The sequence below is a fragment of the Mycobacterium sp. 5-140-3-2 genome (assembly GCF_035666375.1).
In the GTDB taxonomy this organism is placed as follows: domain Bacteria; phylum Actinomycetota; class Actinomycetes; order Mycobacteriales; family Mycobacteriaceae; genus Mycobacterium; species Mycobacterium intracellulare.
Window position 1 is genome coordinate 5,237,730 of the sequence record NZ_CP142025.1, and the last position, 22,263, is coordinate 5,259,992.

Annotated in this window: 20 protein-coding genes; 9 read left to right on the top strand and 11 right to left on the bottom strand. The window is 69.1% G+C overall.

Annotation, left to right across the window (positions count from 1 at the left end; translation table 11 throughout):
• Window positions 1–41 precede the first annotated feature (41 nt).
• Both P6281_RS24590 and P6281_RS24595 read right to left on the bottom strand, forming a co-directional pair.
• Window positions 42–1,751 carry an acyl-CoA dehydrogenase gene (locus P6281_RS24590; protein WP_009957642.1) on the bottom strand — a complete coding sequence of 570 codons (1,710 nt, stop codon included), beginning with the start codon at window positions 1,749–1,751 and terminating at the stop codon, window positions 42–44.
• Window positions 1,752–1,999: 248 nt separating this feature from the next.
• Window positions 2,000–2,935, bottom strand: a complete 936-nt coding sequence (locus P6281_RS24595) for a DUF5996 family protein (protein ID WP_009957641.1) — start codon at window positions 2,933–2,935, stop codon at window positions 2,000–2,002.
• Between the two features lie 196 nt (window positions 2,936–3,131).
• Here P6281_RS24595 and P6281_RS24600 point away from each other — a divergent pair, with 196 nt between their 5' ends.
• The 3 genes from P6281_RS24600 (at window position 3,132) to P6281_RS24610 (ending at window position 6,801) form a co-directional block, all read left to right on the top strand.
• A complete protein-coding gene (locus tag P6281_RS24600; protein ID WP_009957640.1) occupies window positions 3,132–4,112 on the top strand; it encodes a phosphotriesterase in 981 nt (326 codons plus the stop codon).
• Entirely contained in the window at window positions 4,105–5,586 is a 1,482-nt protein-coding gene (locus tag P6281_RS24605) for an AMP-binding protein (RefSeq protein WP_009957639.1), read from the top strand. The genes P6281_RS24600 and P6281_RS24605 overlap by 8 nt, the downstream gene beginning before the upstream one ends.
• A 192-nt stretch (window positions 5,587–5,778) precedes the next feature.
• On the top strand, window positions 5,779–6,801 hold the full coding sequence (locus tag P6281_RS24610; RefSeq protein WP_014381408.1) for a methyltransferase: 1,023 nt from the start codon (window positions 5,779–5,781) through the stop codon (window positions 6,799–6,801).
• A gap of 32 nt (window positions 6,802–6,833) precedes the next feature.
• Here the strand turns inward: P6281_RS24610 and P6281_RS24615 are convergent, their stop codons facing one another.
• Entirely contained in the window at window positions 6,834–6,962 is a 129-nt protein-coding gene (locus P6281_RS24615) for a hypothetical protein (protein ID WP_009957638.1), read from the bottom strand.
• Window positions 6,963–7,111: 149 nt separating this feature from the next.
• Complete coding sequence (locus P6281_RS24620) at window positions 7,112–8,347, bottom strand: acyltransferase family protein (protein ID WP_085977587.1); 1,236 nt, start codon at window positions 8,345–8,347, stop codon at window positions 7,112–7,114.
• A 119-nt stretch (window positions 8,348–8,466) separates the two neighbouring features.
• Here P6281_RS24620 and P6281_RS24625 point away from each other — a divergent pair, with 119 nt between their 5' ends.
• Window positions 8,467–9,780: a porin PorA family protein gene (locus P6281_RS24625; RefSeq protein ID WP_158020471.1), complete on the top strand. Its 1,314-nt coding sequence runs from the start codon at window positions 8,467–8,469 to the stop codon at window positions 9,778–9,780.
• Between the two features lie 21 nt (window positions 9,781–9,801).
• A complete protein-coding gene (locus P6281_RS24630) occupies window positions 9,802–11,520 on the top strand; it encodes a hypothetical protein (protein ID WP_008261839.1) in 1,719 nt (572 codons plus the stop codon).
• On the opposite strand, the gene P6281_RS24635 is transcribed toward P6281_RS24630, so the two are convergent.
• From P6281_RS24635 to P6281_RS24645, 3 genes are read right to left on the bottom strand one after another with little or no spacing between them, the layout of a single operon-like run.
• A complete protein-coding gene (locus P6281_RS24635; protein ID WP_008261840.1) occupies window positions 11,504–12,670 on the bottom strand; it encodes a glycosyltransferase family 4 protein in 1,167 nt (388 codons plus the stop codon). The genes P6281_RS24630 and P6281_RS24635 overlap by 17 nt on opposite strands.
• Before the next feature lie 46 nt (window positions 12,671–12,716).
• Window positions 12,717–13,328 (bottom strand): DedA family protein, encoded by a 612-nt coding sequence (locus tag P6281_RS24640; RefSeq protein WP_008261841.1) that lies wholly within the window; start codon window positions 13,326–13,328, stop codon window positions 12,717–12,719.
• 41 nt (window positions 13,329–13,369) lie between these two features.
• Window positions 13,370–14,599 carry a TerC family protein gene (locus P6281_RS24645; RefSeq protein ID WP_008261842.1) on the bottom strand — a complete coding sequence of 410 codons (1,230 nt, stop codon included), beginning with the start codon at window positions 14,597–14,599 and terminating at the stop codon, window positions 13,370–13,372.
• A 117-nt stretch (window positions 14,600–14,716) separates the two neighbouring features.
• Between P6281_RS24645 and P6281_RS24650 the strand changes: the two genes are divergently transcribed.
• The 3 genes from P6281_RS24650 to P6281_RS24660 all read left to right on the top strand — a co-directional run bounded on the left by P6281_RS24650 (window position 14,717) and on the right by P6281_RS24660 (window position 18,131).
• Window positions 14,717–15,487 carry a class I SAM-dependent methyltransferase gene (locus P6281_RS24650; RefSeq protein ID WP_008261844.1) on the top strand — a complete coding sequence of 257 codons (771 nt, stop codon included), beginning with the start codon at window positions 14,717–14,719 and terminating at the stop codon, window positions 15,485–15,487.
• A 103-nt stretch (window positions 15,488–15,590) separates the two neighbouring features.
• Entirely contained in the window at window positions 15,591–17,060 is a 1,470-nt protein-coding gene (locus tag P6281_RS24655; RefSeq protein WP_008261845.1) for an aldehyde dehydrogenase, read from the top strand.
• Window positions 17,061–17,465: 405 nt separating this feature from the next.
• The gene (locus P6281_RS24660; protein WP_172417544.1) at window positions 17,466–18,131 is read left to right on the top strand and encodes a TetR/AcrR family transcriptional regulator; all 666 of its coding nucleotides are present in this window, start codon (window positions 17,466–17,468) and stop codon (window positions 18,129–18,131) included.
• 5 nt (window positions 18,132–18,136) lie between these two features.
• Here the strand turns inward: P6281_RS24660 and P6281_RS24665 are convergent, their stop codons facing one another.
• The 3 genes from P6281_RS24665 to P6281_RS24675 form a co-directional block, all read right to left on the bottom strand.
• Window positions 18,137–18,433: a hypothetical protein gene (locus P6281_RS24665; protein WP_008261847.1), complete on the bottom strand. Its 297-nt coding sequence runs from the start codon at window positions 18,431–18,433 to the stop codon at window positions 18,137–18,139.
• Window positions 18,434–18,453: 20 nt separating this feature from the next.
• On the bottom strand, window positions 18,454–19,971 hold the full coding sequence (locus P6281_RS24670; protein ID WP_008261848.1) for a class I adenylate-forming enzyme family protein: 1,518 nt from the start codon (window positions 19,969–19,971) through the stop codon (window positions 18,454–18,456).
• A 178-nt stretch (window positions 19,972–20,149) separates the two neighbouring features.
• A complete protein-coding gene (locus tag P6281_RS24675) occupies window positions 20,150–20,692 on the bottom strand; it encodes a methyltransferase family protein (RefSeq protein ID WP_008261849.1) in 543 nt (180 codons plus the stop codon).
• A 98-nt stretch (window positions 20,693–20,790) separates the two neighbouring features.
• On the opposite strand from P6281_RS24675, the gene P6281_RS24680 reads away from it, so the two are divergent.
• Entirely contained in the window at window positions 20,791–21,381 is a 591-nt protein-coding gene (locus tag P6281_RS24680; RefSeq protein WP_008261850.1) for a TetR/AcrR family transcriptional regulator, read from the top strand.
• On the opposite strand, the gene P6281_RS24685 is transcribed toward P6281_RS24680, so the two are convergent.
• Window positions 21,378–22,154 carry a crotonase/enoyl-CoA hydratase family protein gene (locus P6281_RS24685; protein WP_008261853.1) on the bottom strand — a complete coding sequence of 259 codons (777 nt, stop codon included), beginning with the start codon at window positions 22,152–22,154 and terminating at the stop codon, window positions 21,378–21,380. The two genes, P6281_RS24680 and P6281_RS24685, sit on opposite strands and share 4 nt — an antisense overlap.
• Window positions 22,155–22,263: the final 109 nt, after the last annotated feature.

Here is a 22,263-nt window from a genome sequence, read left to right on the forward strand (position 1 = left end):
CGTGACGGCACAGTCACGCCCGGGTGCCGAAGGCAACGAACCTAGGGGCGCATCTGGTAGGCGCCACTGAGCGGAAGGACGTGCTCCTTCCAGATCTGCGCGTACCGCGACGGGTCGTGGACGGGGCGACGGATCATCCGCATCGCGTAGCGCGCCTGGGCGTCCGTCGTCGCGGGCTTGTCGCTCAGCTCCACGGCGTAGGCGTTGAAGTCGCGGACCAGCACGGCGAAGATCTCGTCGAGCAATCCCTCGTCGACACCCGAGAGCCCGGCCTCCTCCAAGATGAGCTGGGCGTAGGGCACCGTGGCGAACAGCTGACCGACGGCGAACGCGAAGTCGATGTCCTTCTGCTGCGCGGCATCCGGGGTGGCGCTGGCCAGCATCTCGGCCAGCACGTCGACCTGCGAGCGCAGCAGCGCGACGTTGGGCAGGTGGCCGAAGCTCTCGAACGGCGCGCGCCAGTCGTGGAAGCGCACCTTGCCCAGGCCGCCCGTCGGGCCCTGCGCGAACAGGAAGGTGTCGTCGGCGGCGTCATCCCGGCGGCCGATCGACGGCAGCGCGTCGTTGGGGGCGAACAGGAAGTTGGGCATGAACTTGCCCAGCAGCCCGATGTTGATGTGGACGGTGCCCTCCAGCCGGGGCAGCAGGCCGATTTCGCGGGCCATGGCCTCGAAGATGGTGTCCTTCTCGACGCCCTTGGCGGCGATGACGTCCCACAGCGCGGTGATGACGCGCTCGCCCTCGCTGGTGATCTTGGCCTTGGTGAGCGGGCTGTACAGCAGGTAGCGGCGGTCGTCGGTTGACGCGCTGCGCATGTAGTCGCAGGCGCGGGTGGCGACCAGCCGCATCGCGACCAGCCGCGCATACGCGTCGGTGAGCAGCCGCCGCACATGCGTGAAGTCGGTGACGACGGTCCCATACAGGATGCGATTGGACGCGTGGGTGACCGCCTCGTACATCGCGTGGGTACACATGCCGACCGCGCCCCATCCGAGGTTGTACTTGCAGACGTTGACGGTGTTGAGCGCGGCGTGGAACGCCTCGGGGCCGCGGTGCAGGATGTCGGCCTCGGTCACCGGGTAGTCGCGCAGCGCGTAATTGGCGACGTAGTTCTGCGAGTTCACCACGTTCTTGATCAGCTGATAGCGCTCGTGCTGGGAGTCGGCGGCGAAGAACACGTACTCGGCGTCGTTCTTCGAGGCGCCGGCGAACTTGCCGAAGGTGGAGACCATCCGGGCCACGTTGGCGTTGCCGATGTAGTACTTCTCCCCATTGGCGACCCAGCCCCCGCCGGAGGGCGTCAGGTTCATGTCGGTCTGGTAGACGTCGGCGCCGTGCGTCTGCTCCGACAGGCCGAACGCGAACACCTCGCCGGCCTCGAGCAACCCGGCGGCCTTGCGCTTGGCGTCGGAGTTGGCGCTCATCCAGATCGGGCCCAAACCCAGGGCGGTGACCTGGAAGGGGTACCAGTAGTTGAGCCCGTAGAAGCCGACGATCTCGGCGAACGCGCTGATCCGGTAGGTGTCCCAGCGGCAGTCGGGGGCACCGTAGGCCGACGGCGTCAGCAGCGACGCGAAGATGCGCTCCCGACCGATGTGGTCCAAAAACTCGGAGTACCAGACCCTTTCGTGGTCGTCAGACTTCAACCGCGCCTTGCCCCGGGACTCGAAGAAGTCGACCGTGGCGGCCATGATCTCCGCCGAGCGGCGGTCCGGGTACTGGCGTTGCAGGTGATTGGGGTTGAGCAACATGGCGGGACTCCCAGCGGTTCTCGACGCAGACGAGGGTGACGGTACTGCAACGGCGCGCCCGTCGGGGCACTTGTGCGCAGGAGGCCGTCGAGCCGGCGGCACCCGGCGTCATCGTCGAGCAGGCGCCCGAAACACTGACGGTGAGTCGAATCGCGGCATGCACAGCCGGTCGACCGACCCGCCGCGGCTGACCAGCGCAGCGGTATGACGATCCGAGAGCAGGGCATAGTCCGCGATCGGCGTGGTGCTCACGGCTTTTGCCACCGGTCGGGATCGGCCTCCAAGGCGCCGCGATCCCAGCGGCCGAGGTCCGCGGCGGCCGCGTAAGTCGTTTGCAGGAACTGCAGTAAATCCCCGTCGGGATCCTCGGCAATGCGCACCGCCTCGTAGGGCAGGACGAATTCACCGTGGTCTGCACTGAAATGCGCCGCAGCGGGCGCTATCGGGTAGTCGGCGTAGCCGTCCGGTTGCGGGTAGGCGTAGGAGTAGAAAGCGCCTTCCTCACCGCCGCCGGGCCAGAAGCCGCAGCTGCTCAATTCGTGCGAATAACCCTCGACCATCACCCAGTCGCCGCAGTTCGGTGCGCCGCCGGGATGTTTGGGCGCCGGCCTCCCGGAAAACCGTGTACACGCCAGATCCATTGCCCCCCAGAAGAAATGCACCGGGCTGACCTTGCCGATGAACGATGCGCGAAACTGGCTCATCACCCGGTGCGCCTGCAGGAGTTGCCGCCAGAACAAGCGCGCGGCGTCGGAATCATAGGAGGCGTGCTGATGGTCCTCGGCGAACCGGATGGCCGGATCCACCTCGTTGGGGCTGGCGCTGATGCGTGTCGCGACCCCCAAATCGTCCAGGGCCGACATGGTTTCGTCGTAGAACTGCGCCACCGGTTTGGCCGTCAACGGCACCGAGACTTGTCGCCCGTCGCTGTGACGAATCCGCAGCACGGCGTCGATGACGTCGAATTCTATGTCAAACACCCCGGTTTCGTGGGGTATCGCGCCCGTGGTCAATCCGCGCGGGCTCACGTACAGCGTCACCTGCCACCAGTGGTTGACCATCGGCGTGCGCACCATGCGGACCTTGCCGACGATCTGGGTCCACATGTGCAGCGTTTCGCGAGTCGGAGTCCAGTCGTCGACCCGTAGCGACGGCCATCGATCGGTCCCGGTTGCGGCGTCCATGTCGGCTCCCCTTGTATGCGGCTCAGTTCGCGGGTACCCGCCGCAGCTGCCCGCTACCAGAACGGGAACGTGCCGCACGTTTCTGCGGTCATCCGATGCGTCATATCCACTGGTACGGCCGGTGCACGAGCGATGCGCGGAGGTAAGGTCCTCGAACCCGTCGAATTCAGGCGGCCGGAGCTCTAGCATCGGATGCGTGTCGCGACTGAATACCGCACGTGGACCGATTGATACCAGCGACCTCGGCGTCACGCTCATGCATGAGCACGTGTTCATCATGACCACCGAGATCGCCGAGAACTATCCCGAAGCCTGGGGCGACGAAGAACGGCGGGTGGCCGACGCCATCGACAGGCTCAACGAGCTCAAGGCCCGCGGCGTGGACACCATCGTCGACCTCACGGTGATCGGTTTGGGCCGGTACATCCCGCGGATCGCCCGCGTCGCGGCGGCCACCGAGCTGAATATCGTTGTGGCGACCGGGCTTTACACCTACAACGACGTGCCGTTCCGGTTCCACTACGAGGGCCCCGGCGGATTGCTGGGCGGCCCGGAGATCATGACCGAGATGTTCGTCCGCGACATCGAGCAGGGCATCGCCGACACCGGCATCAAGGCCGGAATCCTCAAGTGCGCCACCGACGAGCCCGGCATCACCCCCGGCGTCGAGCGGGTGCTGCGCGCCGTCGCCCAGGCGCACAAACGCACCGGGGTGCCGATCTCCACGCACACCCACGCCGGACTGCGACGCGGCCTCGAGCAGCAACGCATCTTCGAGGAGGAGGGCGTCGACCTGACCCGGGTGGTGATCGGCCATTCCGGCGACAGCACCGACATCGGCTACCTCGAGGAGTTGATCTCCGCCGGCTCCTACCTCGGCATGGATCGGTTCGGCCTCGACGTGATCTCGCCGTTCGAGGAGCGGGTGCGGATCGTGGCGGAGATGTGCGAGCGTGGGCACGCCGACAGGATGGTGCTCTCCCACGACGCCAACTGCTACTTCGACGCGCTCCCCGAAGAGCTGGTGCCGCAGATGGCCCCGAACTGGCATTACCTGCACATCCACAACGACGTCATCCCCGCGCTCAAGGAGCGCGGCGTCACCGACGAGCAGCTGCACACCATGCTGGTCGACAATCCGCGCCGCATCTTCGAGCGTCAGGGTGGCTATGAGTGAGCCGGTCCCGCCGATCGGCACCCAGATTTCGCAGCTAGCCCAACTCGCCCCCGACGAGCCCGCCGTCACCTGTGACGGGGTGACCCTGACCCGGGCCGAGCTCGACCGCTCGACGAATAGGTTGGCCCGGGCCTACGCAGAGCGGGGCGTGGGCGTCGGCGACTACGTGACCATGGTGCTGCCGAACTCGATCGAGTGGATCCAGGCCGCCGTGGCCTGCTGGAAGCTGGGCGCGGTGCCCCAGCCGCTGTCGGCTCGGCTGCCCGACGCGGAGTTGGCGGGCCTGCTCGAATTGCGGCCACCGGCCTTGTTGGTGGGGCGCGATCATGTCGAATTCCCCTGCGTGCCAGCGGGTTTCGTGCCCGATCCGGCGCTGCCGGACGGCGCGCTGCCCGAGGCGGTGTCGCCGGTGTGGAAGGCGATGGGATCCGGCGGCAGCACCGGGCGGCCCAAGCTGATCGAATCCGGCGGCGACAGCCGGATACCGCCGCTGATCGGCTACCCGCTGGGCGCCCAGGAGGGCGACACCACGCTGGTGCCGGTGCCGCTGAGCCACAACACGGGCTTCACCACCGCCACCATCGCCCTGCTGATGCGCCATCACCTGGTGCTGATGAGCCGGTTCGATCCGGTTCAGTTCCTCCGGCTGATCACCGATCATCGCGTCACGTTCCTGACGACGGTGCCGACGATCATGCAGCGGACGCTGCCGGTCTATCACGCCGACCCCGCCTCGTACGACCTGTCGTCGCTGCGACGGTTCTGGCACCTGGGGGCGCCGTGCCCGCCGGCCATCAAGCAGGCCTGGATCGACCTGCTGGGCCCGGAGAAAGTGTGGGAACTCTACGGCGGCACCGAATTACAGGCGCTGACCTTCATCTCCGGCGACCAGTGGCTGGCGCACCGGGGTTCGGTGGGCGTGGTCGTCGCCGGCGAGATGAAGGTGCTCGACGACGACGGCAACCCGTGCCCGCCCGGCGTGGTCGGCGAGATCTACATGCGGCCCGGGCCAGACAGCGCGCCCACCTACCGCTACGTCGGCGCCACGGCGAAAAGCCGCGACGGCTGGGACTCGCTGGGCGACCTCGGGTATTTCGACGACGACGGCTTCCTGTACCTGTCGGACCGGCGGGTCGACATGTTCACCGTCGGCGGCCGCAACGTCTACCCCGCCGAAATCGAGAACGCGCTGTCGGCGCACCCGGACGTGTTGTCGTGTCTGGTCGTCGGAGTTCCGCACGGGGACCTGGGCCAGGTGCCCTACGCCCTGGTGCACACGGCCGACGGCTCCACCCTGGATTCCGTTGGCGTGCAGGCGTTCCTGCGCGAACACCTGGCGGCGTACAAGGTTCCACCCAGCCCCGACTTCATCGAACTCGTCAACACCCCGTTGCGTGACGACGCCGGCAAGGCCCGCCGCTCGGCGGTGCGGGACCGGATCCTGCAGCGGCTCCAGACCGCGGAAGCCGGCTGACCCGACACCTTCGAAATCGGCGGCAAGCCACTCGATATGAGGCGGCGGGGGGCGCTCGAGAGCAAGAAGTGATACTTGTCGAGTCCTGTCATCACCGGGTAATGGAGAACGATGCCGCCTAAGTCACCGTCATCGACCCCGAAACTGCCGCCCGCCCGGGTGGCTCGCGCGGTCGAACGAGTCCGTCATCATGTGGGGCGGCTATACCTGCGCCTGGCTCCCCCGCCGATCGCGGTCATCGACATCATCTTCGGCGCCTTTCTGTCGCAGGCCATCTCGGCATCCGCGCAGCTGGGTATCGCCGACGAGCTGGCCGCGGGCCCGCTGACCAAGGAGGAACTGGCGGGGCGCATCGGGGCCGACCCGGACAGCGTGGCGCGGCTGATGCGGTTGCTGATCAGCCGCGGCGTGTTTCGCAGGCGCCGCGACGGCCGTTTCGCACTGAACGCGCTGGCCGACACCTTGCGCACCGATTCGCCGGTCTCGACGCGTGGGGCCGCCCTGCTTTTCGGTTCGCCGCAGCACCGGGCGAACTGGACGCGGCTGGCCGACGCGGTGCGCACCGGAGAGCCGAACCCCCCGAAAGTGTTCGGTAAGGACTTCTTCGACTATCTCCGCGACGACCCCGAGTTCGCGGAGATCTTCAACAGCGCCATGACCTCCACGTCGTCGGTGCTGGAGGCGGCGGTGGTCGCGGCCTACGACTTCACCCAATTCGGTGTCATCGCCGACATCGGTGGCGGCCACGGCCGGCTACTCTCGTCGATTCTCGCCGCCGCCCCCGATGCCCGCGGCGTGCTGTTCGACCTCCCCGAGGCGGTCGAGGGGGCGCCACCGGTGTTGACCGGGCACGGTGTCGCCGACCGAGTCACCGTGACGGGCGGGTCGTTCTTCGAAAGCGTGCCGGCCGCTGACGCCTATGTGATGAAGAACGTCATCCACGACTGGCCCGATGACAAGGCCGTCGCGATCCTGGGCACCGTCAAAGCCGCGGCCCCTCCGGGCGCGACGCTGCTGCTGCTGGAGATGGTCGTCCCCGATCACGACCGCGAATTCCTCGGCCACTACGCCGATATGGAGATGCTGGTAATGGCGGGCGCACTGGAACGCAGCCTCACGCAGTGGACCGACCTACTCCGGCAGGGCGGCTTCCGGCTGCAGCGCGTGGTGCAGACGGCAGGGCCGCTCTGCGTCATCGAAGCCGTGCCCAGCTAGCGGTATGTCATGCCAATAGCACCAGCAGACGTCTAGGTGGACACCGGAAAGTCTTGGCCCTCGCGGACATCGGCCTCGGTCGCGCCGACGTGATACACCTCGAACGCCTTGGCCGACAATGCCGGCCAGCGGTGCGGTCGGTTGGGCGAGAAATCGGTCATGAGTTCGACGACCCCATGAGGCGATGCCGTTGTCAAGTCGAAGTCGAATCTCGTGCGCACCCCGACGAACGTATCAGCCTGTCAGCGCCGGTGAACCTGCCCTTCGGTTGGCGCTGACGCGCTGGAAACGATAGACGGACCCGCAGCGGCTAGGGCGCGATCGCGTCCGCCTCCGCATCGACGGCCTGCGCGGAATCTGCGGGTCGCTCGCGTTTCTCCCAGCGCCGCAAGGCTTCTCGGCAGGGCGACTCCACCAGCGCGTAGCTGACGGCGGCGATCGCGAACCCGAAGACCAGGGTCAGCACCAACACCGTCGGCATGTTGCCGGTGAACGGAAACGTCCCGACGACCGGAAACACCATGGCCAGCGCGGCCAGGTGCCAGATGAACAGGCCGTAGGACCAGCGGCCCAGGGTGACCATGGCGGTGGTCCCCAAGAGCCGGTGCGGCGTGTCCGGCCGGTCCAGCACCAGCGGCGCGACCAACGCGAAGGCCACCAGCGCGCCCATCGCGGTCTTCACCGCGAACTGCGCGGGCTTGCCGGGCACCAGACCCTCCGGCCCGGCCAGCGGCGAGGCCGCGACCAGGTAGGCCGCCGCCGCGACGACGGCCATCACCAGGCGGTGACGCGCGATGCGGTGCGGGAACCCGACGCCGCTGTGGACCCACTCGGCCAGCAGCATGCCGGCGGCGAACCAGGAGAAGAACGCCGGCGGCCAGTTGAGCGGGTTGACGCCCTCGGCCGCGTGGCCCGGCACCCAGCCCCACGCCCAGCTCAGCGCCCCCAGCGCGGCGATCGCTGGCACCCGCGCGCGCACCGGGAGCCGGCGGGCCAGCAGCGCGAGCACCGGCAGCGCCAGATAGAAGCTGACCTCGACGGACAGGCTCCACATCTGGGTCAGCCCGCCGGTCAGCGTGAGCGGCACATAGATCTGGGTGAGCGTCAGGTTGGCCAGCCACACCGTCGGGCTGGCGTGGTCGGCGTCGGGCAGCAGCGTCAGGATCACCACGACCGCCACCAGGTAAGCGGGCATGATGCGCACGACCCTGGACCGCAGGTAGTGGCCGGTGCGGGGGCGGGGTCCCAGATCCCTTGCCGCCCCGGCGTGTCCGCGCCACAGCAAGAAACCCGACAGCGCGAAGAACACCGCGACGGCGAGGTCGAACCGGCCGAACAGCCGGCCGGAGGCGCCGCTGGAGTGCCCGGTCTGGAAGGCGACGTGGGTGACCACCACGCCCATCGCCGCGCAGGCGCGCATCCCTTCCACCGCCGGCAGGAAGCTGCGCACCCCGCCCACCCGCTGGTCGTCGCTCACCACCACAGTGTGCCCGTGCTGGGTTGCCCGGCGAATGGGTACACCCGAAGGACCCGCCCGCGCGAGCATCAGGTTCGTAAGCCGCCGCCTTACTTTCTGCTGTTAGGGTCAAACGAGTTTGCCCCGGGCTGCTCGCTCGGGTCGGGTCGCGGCTGAGAAATGCAAGGACATGAGGAGGGCACAGCGACGTGAACCGAGCAGTCATGTTGCGGTTCGCCGCATGCGGGATCATCGGACTCGGAGCCGCCCTGCTGATCGCCGCGCTGCTGTTGTCGACGTACACCACCAGCAGGATCACCAAGGTCCCCCTGGACCTCGACGCCACGCTGGTCGGCGACGGCACCGGGACGGCGCTGGACTCCGCGTCGTTGTCCACCGACCACGTCGTCGTCAACCAGAACGTGCCGCTGGTCTCCCAGCAGCAGATCAGCGTCGAGTCGCCCGCCAACGCCGACGTGGTCACCCTGCAGGTCGGAAGTTCGTTGCGGCGCACGGACAAGCAGAAGGACAGCGGGCTGCTGCTGGCAATCGTCGACACCGTCACGCTCAACCGCAAGACCGCGCTGGCCGTCTCCGACGACACCCACACCGGCGGCTCGGTCCAGAAGCCGCGCGCCGTGAACGACGAGAACCCGCCCACGGCGATGCCCCTGCGGCACGACGGGCTGTCGTACCGGTTTCCGTTCCACACCGAGAAGAAGACCTATCCCTACTTCGATCCGATCGCCCAGAAGCCGTTCGACGTCAACTACGACACCGAGGAAGACGTCAACGGGCTGACCACCTACAAGTTCACCCAGAACGTCGGCTACAACGCCGACGGCAAGCTGGTGGCCCCGGTGGCGTACCCGTCGCTGCTGGCCGGCAACGAGGACGCCAAGCAGACCACGTCGGCGTCGATGTGGGGCGTCCAGGGCGGCGATCCGAACGAACAGATCACCATGACCCGCTACTACGCGGCGCAGCGCACGTTCTGGGTGGACCCGGTGTCGGGCACCATCGTCAAGCAGACCGTGCACGCCGACCACTACTTCGCCCGGGACCCGCTCAAGCCGGAGCTCACGCTGGCCGACTACAAGGTCACCTCGAACGAGGACACCGTCGAATCCCAGGTCAACGCCGCCCGCGACGAGCGCGACCGGCTGGCGCTGTGGTCGCGGGTGCTGCCCATCACGTTCACCGCGGTCGGGCTGATCGCGCTGGTCGGCGGGGGGCTGCTCGCCTCGTTCAGCCTGCGCAGCGAGAGCGCGCTGACCGACCCCGGCCTGGATCGCGGCGATCAGGACTTCTTCGGCCGCAGCGGCCTCGAGGAGCCGGTGCCCGGGGCCGAGGCCGAGACGGAGAAGCTGCCCACCCAGCGTCCCGATCTGCGCCAGGAGTCCGGTGGGGATCCGCCCGGCTCGGCCGGCTCGCCTGGGGCCCCCGGACCGTCCGGCCCGGACGAGCCCACCGAGGCGGGCCCCACCGAGTCCAACCCGCCCGGCCCGCACGACCGCGAATAGCCCGGCCCGGATGCGGTAGCCGTGCGCTGGACCCGACCCGGGTACGCACTGGTCCTGGCGCTGCTGGTGGTCGGGCCGCTGCTGGCCCCGGGGTACCTGCTGCTGCGTGACGCCGTCTCGACGCCGCGGTCATACCTGTCCGACACCGCCCTGGGGTTGACCTCGGCGCCGCGCGCCACCCCCCAGGATTTCGCGGTGGCGCTCGCCTCGCATGTGGTCGACGGCGGCATCGTGGTCAAAGCGCTGCTCGTGGTGGGGTTGTGGCTGGCGGGCTGGGGCGCGGCCCGGCTCGTCGAGGTGGCCCTGCCGCCTGCGGGCGCGCCCGGGCAGTTCGTCGCGATCACGCTGGCGATCTGGAATCCCTATGTCGCCGAACGACTTCTGCAGGGCCATTGGAGCCTGCTGGTCGGCTACGGCTGCCTGCCCTGGGTGGCGACGGCCATGCTGACGTTGCGCGCGGGATCCGGCTCGCTGTTCGGGCTGGCCTTCTGGATCGCGCTGGCCGGTCTGACCCCGACCGGGCTGCTGTTGGCCGCGACGGTGGCGCTGGTCTGCGTGGCCGCCCCGGGTGACGGCACGGCCGGGCCCTGGCCGCGCCGGTGGTGCGCCGCGGCGGCGCTGGGCGTCGCGCTGGTGGCCGCGCTGCCGTGGTTGGTCGCGTCGGCGCTGGGCGCTTCGCTGACCGCCCACACCGCGGCGAACCGGCTGGGGGTCGAGGCGTTCGCGCCGCGCGCCGAGCCCGGCCTGGGCACGCTCGCCAGCCTGGCCAGCCTCGGCGGAATCTGGAACGGCGACGCCGTACCCGCTTCGCGCGCCACGCTTTTCGCGGTGTCCTCGGCCGTGGTGCTGCTCGGGATCGTGGCGGCGGGCCTGCCGGCGGTCGCCCGCCGGTCGGTGGCGGTTCCGCTGCTGGTGCTGGCCGCGGTGTCGGTGCTGGTTCCCGCGGCGCTGGCCACCGGGCCGGGCCTGCACCTGCTGGGCGCGGTGGTCGACGCCGTGCCGGGATTCGGCGTGCTGCGCGACGGGCAGAAGTGGGTGGCGCTCGCCGTGCCCGGCTACACGGTGGCGGGCGCCGGCGCGGTGGTGACGTTGCGACGGCGGACGCCGCCGCCTGCGGACGTTGCGGCGGCGCTCGTCTGCTGCCTGGCGCTGCTCCTGGCGCTGCCCGACCTGGCCTGGGGGGTGTGGGGCAAGGTGTCGCCGGTGCACTACCCGCACGGCTGGACCGCCGTCGCCGCGGCGATCAACGCACGGCCGGCCGCGGTGGCGGTATTGCCGGCCGGGACGATGCGGCTCTTCTTCTGGTCGGGCGCCGCGCCGGTGCTGGACCCGCTGCCGCGCTGGGTGCGCGCCGAGGTGCTGAGCAGCGGCGACCTGGTGATCTCGGGGTCCACCATCGCAGGCGAGGGCGCGCACGCCCGCGAAGTGCAGCGGCTGCTTCTGGCCGGGCCCGATCCGTCGGCGCTGGCGGCGGCGGGCGTGGGATGGCTGGTGGTGGAATCGGACAGCGCCGGCGACATGGGGGCGGCCGCCCGCACCCTGGGCGCGCTGGCGCCGGTCTACCGGGACGACGCGATCGCGCTCTACCGGGTCGGCGGGCAAAGCGCCGGGGTGTCGGCCGATCGCCGGGCGGCGACGGTGATCGCCCATGCGGCGTGGCTGGCGTTGTTGGTCGCGGGCGGCGCCGGCGCGGGAATCGGCGCGTGGCGGCGCCGCGCCTCGGTCAGCCCCGCCCGGTGACTAGTCCGTGCACCGTGCGGCCGCAGTGCACCGCGTCCAGCACGCCGCGCATCGCGTCGGCGCTTTGCGCCCAGGAGAACTCGCCGCTGCGGGTGTGCGCCTTGGCGCCGAGTTGGTCGCGCAGCACCGGATCGGCGAGCAGTTCCTCGAGACGGTCCACCAGCTCGGCGTGGGTGTCCACCAAGATCCCGGTCACCTCGTCGACGATAGAGTCCGACAGGCCGCCCGAGGACCGGTAGCCGATGGTCGGCACCGAGTGCTGGGCCGCCTCGATGACCGCCAGCCCCCAGCCCTCCTTGCGCGAGGGCAGCACGTGCACCCAAGCCGCTTGCAGCACATGGTGTTTCGTCACGTCGTCGACGTGACCGTGGAACGTCACCGCGGCGCAGATGCCGAGCCGTCGCGCGTGCTCGACGAGCCGCTCGCGCCACCAGCCGTCCCCGACGATGTCGAGATGCAGGCCCGGCGTCCGCGGCAGCAGCGCCGCGACCGCTTCGAGCGCGTCCTCGATCTGCTTGTGGGGCACCAGCCGCGACAACACGACCACGCGCGGCGCGGCCGCGCGCGGGCCCGACAACGATTGCGCCGGCGCCAGATCCAGGCCGTTGCGCACCACCGCGATCTGCGCGCCATTGACGCCCAGGGTGACCAGGTCCCGCGCGGACGGCAGCGACACCGTCACGTACTGGTTGCGCCGGTTCACCCGGGGCGACAGCGTCGACTCGACGAACCAGCCGAGCCGGCCGAGCACCGGGCCGGCCACCGGCCACTGCTGGCGGTGGCAGTGATGCACCAGCACCACCACGCGGCGGCCGTAGACCAGCCGCGCCAGAAAGGGCAACCCGTTCTGGGTGTCGACGACCACGTCGGGCCGCACCTTGCGCAGCGGGCCCACCCCGAGCCGGGCCGCCGCCATCGCCAGCAACGCCCAGACGTACACCGAGTACCGGCCACCGGCGCGGTCGATCCGCACGCCGTCGACGACTTCGCGGCGCGCCGCGCCGGGATAGCGGGCGGTGCGCAGCGTGACGTCGATCCCCGAGGCGGCCAGCTGCGCACCGATGCGCTGCAGATAGGCTTCGCTGCCGCCGCCCTGCGGGTGCCCGGTATCGCGCCAGCACAGCAGCAGGACCGAGCGCAGAGCAGACATCACCGGTCAGCCTAATGGGAATCGGTCGGCGCGCCATGCGGGACCGCTAGCGCCGCACCCGCCCTTCCTGCCGGGCGCGACGGCGCACCCACCGGATCAGTTCGATGATCCCGGCCAGCGCCAGCGCCGTCCCGAACGCCACCGCGAACGCCGCGACCGTGTTATCGGCGAACGCGTTGCCGCCGATGTAGCCGATCAGGGTGTTGAGCGTCGCCCACACCACGGCGCCGATCGCGTCGAACACCACGAACTGGCGATAGGGGAAGTCCAGCACGCCGCAGGCGATGGTGGTGGCCGTGCGGCCCCCGGGCAGGAACCGGGCCACGATCACCAGCGGGCCCCCGTGCCGCTCCAGTTCCCGGTGGGCCCAGTCCAGGCTGCGCTGTCCCTTCTCGCCGCGGGTGATCCAGCGGCGGGCGAAGTCGTCGGCCGAGTGGCCGATCGCGTACGCGAGGTTGTCGCCGACGAACGCGCCGATGGCCGCCATGACGATCACCCAGCCCAGCAGCATCGAACCGTTGGCCGCAAGGATGCCGCCGGTCAGCAGCGCCGTCTCGCTCGGCAACAGGGGGAGGATGGCGTCGAAAGTGCACGAGGCCAGGATCAGCGGATACGCCCACCACGAGTTGCCGAGCGCATCAAGCAGGGAATCGAACACTAGAGCGCAACACTACACAGCGCGCGCCGGCGGCCGGCTTCTCAGGAGGTCAGGCCCATCCTGACGAACGGCTCGGCCTCGCCGCGGCCGACGGCTTCGTCGTGCTTGGCGGCCGCGCGGTCGAACAGGTCGATCAGCGCCGGCTCGTCGCGGACCAGCTGGCGGTACTTGGGACCGAGCGCGAGGATCTGGTCGCGCTCGTCCAGCAGCTTGCGGAAGATGCGCTCGCGTTCGCCCGCGTCGTGGGTGTATTCGGAGTCGAGATAGGCCGTCGCGTGCCGCCGGGCGCCGGCGATGGCCGTCCGGGCCTTGCCCATGGGGCTCAGCAACGAGGCGACGACGGTGACGACCAGAACGCCGACGATCACGGCCAGCGACAGGTAGGTGCTGATCTCGACCAGCGAGACCGGCTCGCCGTCGTTGATGAAGGGGACGTTGTTCTCGTGCAGCGCATGCAGGATCAGCTTGACGCCGATGAAGCCCAGAATCGCCCCGAGGCCGTACGAGAGGTAGACCAGCCGGTCCAGCAGGCCCTCGATGAGGAAGTACAGCTGGCGCAGGCCCAGCAGCGAGAAGGCCGTCGCGGTGAACACGATGTAGACGTTCTGGGTGAGGCCGAAGATCGCCGGGATCGAGTCGAGCGCGAAGAAGATGTCCGTTCCACCGATGGCCACCATGACCAGCAGCATCGGCGTCATCGCGCGCCGGCCATCCACCATCGTGAACAACCTGTCGTCGTCATAGTGCTCGGTGGTGTGCAGGACCTTCTTCGCGATCCGGATGACGACGTTGTCGGCCTTGTGGGATTCCTCGCGCTCGTCGGGCCGCAGCACGCCGCCGGCGGCGAGCAGCAGGATCAGCCCGAACAGGTAGAAGACCCATGCGAACGTGTTGATCAGCGTGGCGCCCAGAAAGATGAAGCCGGTCCGCGCGATCAGCGAGAAGACGATCCCGAACAGCAGCACCTTCTGCTGATCCTCGCGCGGCACCCGGAAGCTGGCCATGATCATCAAGAAGACGAACAGGTTGTCGACCGAGAGCGCCTTCTCGGTGACGTACCCGGCGAAGTATTCCGGGCCCTCCTCGTGGCCTCCGAACGCGAGCAGGCCGACGCCGAACAGCAGCGCGATGCCGACGTAGGCCATCGACCACAGCGCGGCCTCCCGCAGCGTCGGGGCGTGCGCCTTGCGGACATGGAAGAAGAAGTCGAAGGCCAACAGCCCGACGATGGCCAAGACGGTCAGGGCCCACACCCAATCGGGAACATCCATTTCGCTGCCTGAGCCACCTTCGTCGGAGCCGTCGTCTGGGTCTTCGTCGCTTCCGTACCCTCTTTGCCGCCACACTATGTGCGCGCCCGGTTGCGCGCCCGGCCGTAGGGTTGGCCGGTGGCCGTGACCGACCTCTTCGCTCGCCGGGCGACGCTGGCCCGCTCGGTGCGGTTGCTGTCGGAGTTTCGCTACGAGCAGACCGATCCCGCCCGCTTCTACGGCGCGCTGGCCGCCGACACCGTGGCGATGGTGAGCGACCTGTGGCGGGCCGCCCACGCGGACTCCCCCGCCGGCCGCACGCTGCTCGACGTCGGCGGCGGGCCGGGCTTCTTCGCGACGGCCTTCGCCCGCGCCGGACTCGACTACGTCGGCGTCGAGCCCGACCCGGGCGAGATGCACGCGGCCGGACCCGCCGACGCGGCGGCCGGGGGAACCTTCGTGCGCGCGTCGGGCATGGCGCTGCCGTTCGCCGACGATTCGGTGGACATCTGCCTGTCGTCCAACGTCGCCGAACACGTGCCGCGGCCCTGGCAACTCGGCGCCGAGATGCTGCGAGTGACCCGGCCCGGCGGGCTGGCCGTGCTGTCCTACACGGTCTGGCTGGGCCCGTTCGGCGGACACGAGATGGGCCTGACCCACTACCTGGGGGGCGAGCGCGCCGCGGCGCGCTACGCGCGCAAGCACGGCCATCCCGCCAAAAACAACTACGGGTCGTCGTTGTTCGAGGTGTCGGCGGCCGACGGCCTGACGTGGGCCGCGAACACCGGCGCCGCGCTGGCCGCATTTCCCCGCTACCACCCGCGATGGGCGTGGTGGCTGACGGGCGTGCCGGTGCTGCGCGAGTTCCTGGTGAGCAATCTGGTGCTGGTCCTGCAACCCCAAGAGTGAAACGTGTTCTCGTTTTGCCCTGGCTTGGGTAGGGTGGCGCGCATGCCCGCCGACGACGATGACAGGGCAGTGCGATCTGAACAAGCAGGAGGAGTGGCGGAAGATGACAGACGCTAAGACCGAATACGACAAGCTTTTCATCGGCGGCAAGTGGACGGAACCGTCGACCTCCGAGGTGATCGAGGTGACCTGTCCGGCCACCGGTGACTACGTCGGCAAGGTGCCGCTGGCCGCCGCGGCCGACGTCGACGCCGCCGTCGCCGCGGCCCGCGCGGCCTTCGACAACGGCCCGTGGCCGACCACGCCGCCGAAGGAGCGCGCCGCCGTCATCGCCAACGCGCTCAAGGTGATGGAGGAGCGCAAGGACCTGTTCACCCAGCTGCTCGCGGCCGAGACCGGCCAGCCGCCGACGACCGTCGAAACGATGCACTGGATGAGCTCGATCGGGGCGCTGAACTTCTTCGCCGGCCCGGCCGTCGACCAGGTCAAGTGGAAAGAGGTCCGCACCGGCGGCTACGGGCAGAGCATCGTCCACCGCGAGCCGATCGGTGTGGTGGGCGCGATCGTGGCCTGGAACGTGCCGCTGTTTTTGGCGGTCAACAAGCTGGGCCCGGCGCTGCTGGCCGGCTGCACGGTGGTGCTCAAGCCGGCGGCCGAAACACCGCTGAGCGCAAACGCTTTGGCGGAGGCCTTCGCCGAGGCGGGGCTGCCCGATGGCGTGCTGTCGGTGGTGCCCGGCGGGATCGAGACCGGGCAGGCGCTGACCTCCAACCCGGACGTCGACATCTTCTCCTTCACCGGCAGCTCGGCGGTGGGCAAGGAGATCGGCCGTCGCGCCGCCGACATGCTCAAGCCGTGCACCCTGGAGCTGGGCGGGAAGTCGGCGGCCATCGTCCTCGACGACGTCGACCTGCCTTCGGCGATCCCGATGCTGGTGTTCTCCGGGATCATGAACACCGGGCAGGCCTGCGTGGCCCAGACCCGCATCCTGGCTCCGCGCTCGCGGTACGACGAAATCGTGGACGCGGTAAGCACTTTCGTGCAGGCGCTGCCGGTGGGCCTGCCGTCGGACCCGGCCGCCCAGATCGGTTCGCTGATCTCGGAGAAGCAGCGGGCCCGGGTGGAGGGCTACATCGCCAAGGGCATCGAGGAGGGTGCGCGGCTGGTGTGCGGCGGCGGCCGTCCCGAGGGCCTCGACGGCGGCTTCTTCGTGCAGCCGACGGTGTTCGCCGACGTCGACAACAAGATGACGATCGCCCAGGAGGAGATCTTCGGGCCGGTGCTCTCGATCATCCCCTACGACACCGAGGAGGATGCGATCAAGATCGCCAACGACTCGGTGTACGGGCTGGCCGGCAGCGTGTGGACCGCCGACGTGCAGCGGGGCATCGAGGTCTCGGAGAAGATCCGCACCGGGACGTACGCGATCAACTGGTACGCGTTCGACCCGTGCTGCCCGTTCGGCGGCTACAAGAACTCCGGCATCGGCCGCGAGAACGGACCCGAGGGCGTCGAGCACTTCACCCAGCAGAAGAGCGTGCTGATGCCGATGGGCCACACGATCGAAAGCTAAATCCCGCGTCGAACGTGCACGCAGGGCGAGATATCTGCCGATTTTTCGCCGTGGGTGCGCGTTCGGCGTTTGGGGGGCCGTCCCTGGCCGCGTTCTAGCGGTTATGCAATAGAGCATATTTTCGGCCGGTTCACGCGGCCGCAAGTGCGGACCGCCGCGCCGACGCGCCCTGTTTGTGCGGCGTACGTCACATTTCGCCTGAGAAATTGCTTAATTTACGGACGTCTTATATGGTTCTTAGCATAATCAAGGGCCGCACACAGGCCGGGAGAACACCATGTGGATCATTGAGCTCAACGTCGCCGGCTATCAATTCACCCGCGAGATGCCAGAGTTGCGGCGCCGGACATTCCGCTTCAGCCCGCGTCATATGCACTGGCCGGCGCTGCGCCACTCGCACGCTGCATGACGCCAGCCTCGGGAGGTACGACAGTGCCGACTATCGGTGACGCCCCGACGAAGCGCGGGGACACCCGGACAAAAATGCTGGCCAGCGCCGCCGAGGTGATGCGTGAGCGCGGCGCCGCGGGCGTGACGATCGACGCGGTGCTCGCCCGCAGTGGCGCCCCGCGTGGCTCGGTCTACTACCACTTTCCCGACGGGCGCAATCAGATCCTGACCGAAGCGCTGCGCTACTCCGGCGACTCCATCACCGCCCTGATCGACGACGCCGCCGGGCGCGGCGCCCGGGAGTTGTTGGCCGAGTTCGTCGGGTACTGGGAGCGGCTGCTCACCGAGGGCGGCTTCACCGCCGGCTGCCCGGTGGTGGCGGCGGCGATCGGGTGTTCCGACGGTGACGGGCCCAAGCTCTCCACCGAGGCCGGCGCGATCCTGGGCCGCTGGTGCACCGCGCTCACCCGCGCGTTCGTCAATGACGGCTTCGACGACGCTGACGCCGCGTCGCTGGCCGTGATGTCGATCTCCGCGCTGGAGGGCGCCATCGTCCTGTCGCGGTCGACCCGCAACGCAGGCCCACTACACCAAGTGGGTGAGCAGCTCGAATTCCTGATCAAGGCAAAGGAATTCGTTCTCCGGAACAAGATCCCGGGCAAGCCTGCCGGCTCGCAGTGACGTCGTCAGTCGCTCGCGGGTAGCGGCTTGACCTCTTTGAGGTGCAGCGCGGTCTGCCCGATGCTCAGGCTTCCGGCGCCGGGCTTGGTCACCAGCACCTCGGCGCCGGATTCGTCCACGTAGCGCTTGCCCATGACCGTGCCGTCGGAGAACGCCGGGTCCAGTTCGCCCGAGCGCTCGGCGCCCACCGGCACCATCGGCGCACCGCCACACCGCAGGTCGTCGAGGCTGTCCGCGCTTCTGACGACGATCACCTGGGTGTCGCATACCTGGCTGGCGAGACGAGTTCCGTTCTTGATCATTGATTTCCGTCCTTGATCGCTTACTGCTGGGCCGGCGCGGAGCGCAATTCCGTGAGGGTCTGGATGATCTCCCGCCGCAACACCTTGCCGGTGGCGGTGGTGGGCAGCTCGTCGCGAAACACTACCTCGTCGGGGGTGCGTGATCCGCGCAAACTCTTGCGGACGAATTCGCGCAGTTCCGCGGGGTCGGGGTCGACGCCCGGCGCCGGCACCACCACCGCGACGATCGCCTGGCCCCACTGCGGATCCTCGACCCCGACCACGGCGACGTCCCGCACGTGGGGGTGCTCGACCAGGACCTCTTCGAGTTCGGCGGGCGCGATGTTCTCGCCGCCGCGGATGATCGTGTCGTCGCTGCGCCCACCGATGAACAGGTAGCCCTCGTCGTCGAGCATGGCGATGTCCTTGGTCGGGAACCAGCCGTTCTCGTCGAGCACCGAACCGATCCCGGTATAGCGGCCCGAGACCTGCTCGCCCCGCACGAACAGCTCACCGGTCTCGCCCGGCGGCAGCACGTTGCCGGCCTCGTCGCGGATCTGCAGCTCGATGCCCGCCACCGCCTGCCCGACCGACCCCAGCCGCCGCGCGCCCTCCGGAGTCGACGCCGCCAGCGCCGCGCGATGGTCGTCGGGTGTCAGCACCGCGATCGTCGAGCTGGTCTCGGTCAGGCCGTAGGCGTTGACGAAGCCCACGTCGGGCAGCAGCTCGAGGGCCCGGCGAACCAGCGGCAAACCGACCTTGGAGCCGCCGTAGGCGAGGTTGCGCAGCGACGGCAACTCGATGGCCGGCCCGTCCCCGTTCTCCAGCACCGTGACGATGCGGTCGAGCATGGTCGGCACCACCGTCGCGGTGGTCACGTTCTCCGTGTTGATCAGCCGAACCCATTCCTGCGCATCGAAATTGGGCAGGTACACCATCTTGCGGCCGGCATACAGATTCGACAGCGCGGCGCTGACCCCGGCGATGTGGTACGGCGGCACGCAGATCAGCGCGGCATCGGTGTCGGCGGCCGCCCCGAATTCCACCGTCCCGGTGACGTAACTGGTCAGGTTGTTGTGCGAGAGCTCGACGGCCTTGGGCTGCGAGGTGGTGCCCGACGTGAACAGCACGATCGCGACGGCGTCCGGATCGGGGAATTCCGCCGCGGGCTCGGCACCGCCGGCGGCGTCGAGGAAGTCGTCGGACACCATCACCCGGTCCGACACGCCGCCGATCATCTCCCGGTAGCGACCGTCGACCACCACCAACGGCTCGGGCAGCCGCTCGATCAGCGCCTGGATGCCCTCGGCGGAGAGCCGGTAATTGATCGGCGTGAACGCCACCCCGGCGCGCGCCGCGGCGAAGATCAACACCGGCAGCATCGCGCCGCCGGTGCCCACGTACACCAGGTGCTTGGCTCCCGAGGCCGCGACCACCCCCGCGCCGCCGTCGGCAAGATCGCTGAGCTGCTGCGTGGTCAGCCGCAAATCGCCGGACACCACCGCGGTGCGCTCGGCGTCGCCGGACACGGCCATCTCGAGCAGCAACGAAATGCTCATCCTCGATCCTTCTGGATTCCCGGCCCTTTACAAATCTCGTCTGCAGTGTAACTCAGCCGGATTGTCCCTCGATGCCGAGCTTGCCGCGCGACGGGCGCCCTGGTCACGGCGGGTCCCTCGACGGCAACGGTGGGACGGGAACCCCGAGTTGCGATCGGTGCCGGCGCTTGCCACCGCCTCAGGAGCGGGCGGGCGGATCCCAGGCCGAGACCCGCGGGATCCAGCGCGGCACGTTGCTTCGATAGTCGACGTATTCACGGCCGTAGCGCTCGGCGAGATGGGGTTCCTCCCAGAACCGGATGGCGATGGCCTGGAACGTGAAAAAGATTGCGAACCAAAGCAATAGCGGGCCCGATGCAATGATGGCCGCCTCGCCGAGCAGGATGCACAGCACGCCGGTGATCATCGGGTTCCGCACGTGCCGATACGGGCCCCGCACCACCAGATGGACCGGCTCCCCCATCACGTTGCCCAGCCCGAGCGTCCCCTCGCCCACCCGGTCGAACAGCACATTCGTCCAGATCATCAGGGCCAGGCCGGCGGCGATCAGCACGCAGCCGACCGTGATCAGCGCGATCGTCGGCGCGGCATCCAGGCGCGGCTCGTGCACGCCGGCCGTGCCGACGATCAGGGCCGGCACCACGAGCGTCATCGTCGCCGGGAACAACAGGACCGACATCAGGTGGCGCCACCACAGGCGTCGCCGCGTCCTCGTCACCATTGAAGGCCTCCTTCAGCTAATACTTCAACCTTCGTTCAACAACTAAGGTACGCCGCGCGACGGCATTCGCCAACGCTTGTTGAAGTATTCTGGTGCGCATGCCAGCAGCGCGGCGCGCCGGCCGGTGGCGCACCGGCCAAGTGAACAGACAGCGCATCATCGATGCGGCGCGCGAACGCTTCATGCGCGACGGGTACGAACGGGCCACCGTCCGCGCAATCGCGGCCGACGCCGGTGTGGACGTCGCGATGGTCTACTACTTTTTCGGCAACAAGGAAGGTCTGTTCACCGCGTCCACGCTGACCGGTCCCGAGCACCCGTTGCACCAGCTGGCCACGCTGCTCGACGAGGGGACCGAACGGGTCGGCGAACGGCTGGCGCGCCGCTTCCTCGAGCACTGGGAACAAGGCGCCGTGTTCGAGCCGTTCCTGACGCTGTGGCGTTCGGCGGCGATCCACCCCGAGGCGCGAAAGGTGTTGCACGACAGCCTCGCCGGCCCGATCGCCGAGCGGGTCGCGACGGAATTCGGGGTTGCCGATGCCGAGCTACGGGTCGAGCTGGTGGCCAGCCACCTGGCCGGGCTCGCCTTCGCGCGCTACCAGCTGAAGATCGAGCCGCTCGCGTCGACCAGCATCGAGGACCTGGTCGGCCGGCTGGGGCCGACGCTGCAGCGCTACCTGACCGATTAAGTGCCCGTCCACTTGGGCGGGCGCTTCTCGGCGAAGGCGATCGCGCCCTCCTTGGCGTCGTTGGAGGAGAACACCGGGGCGAGCAGCTTGTTCTGCTCGGCGAACATGGTCTCGGGGCTCCAGCCGCGGGACTCGACGATGATCTGCTTGGTGGCGGCCACCGCCAGCGGCCCGTTCGCGGCGATCTTCTCGGCCAGCTCGATCGCCGCGTCCAGCGCCGATCCGGGCTCGGCGAGGACGTTGACCATTCCCAGCGCGTGCGCGCGCTCGGCGCTCAGGTTTTCACCGGTCAGTGCCAGCTCCATGGCGATCGCGGACGGGATGCGTTGCGGCAGCCGCAGCAGCCCGCCGCCCCCGGCGACCAGGCCGCGCTTGACCTCCGGGATGCCGAACGCCGAGTCCTTGGAGGCCACGATCAGGTCGGTCGCCAACGCCAGCTCGGTGCCGCCGGCCAGCGCGTAGCCCTCGACCGCCGCGATCAGCGGCTTGACCGGCGGACGTTCGGTGAAGCCCATGCCGCGGCCCTCGACGATCGGGAGCTCGCCGCGGGCGAAGGCCTTGAGGTCCATGCCCGCGCAGAACGAGCCGCCCGCGCCGGTGAGGATGCCGACCGACAGGCCGGGTTCGTCGTCGAGCCGGTCGACGGCGGCGGCCAGGCCGTTGGCCACCGCGGAGTTGACCGCGTTCTTGGCCTTCGGCCGGTTGATCGTGATGATGAGGATCCGGTCCCGCTGTTCGACCAGGACTTCGGGTTCGTTGGCCTCTTCGCTCACGGTGCTCCCTTGTTCGTCACGCTACTGACTTGTCGGACCGATGGTAACGGTCGACGGGAATGGCGTTAACGGCCCGGCGAGATTCGGGTTACCGCCCGCGCGCGGTCAG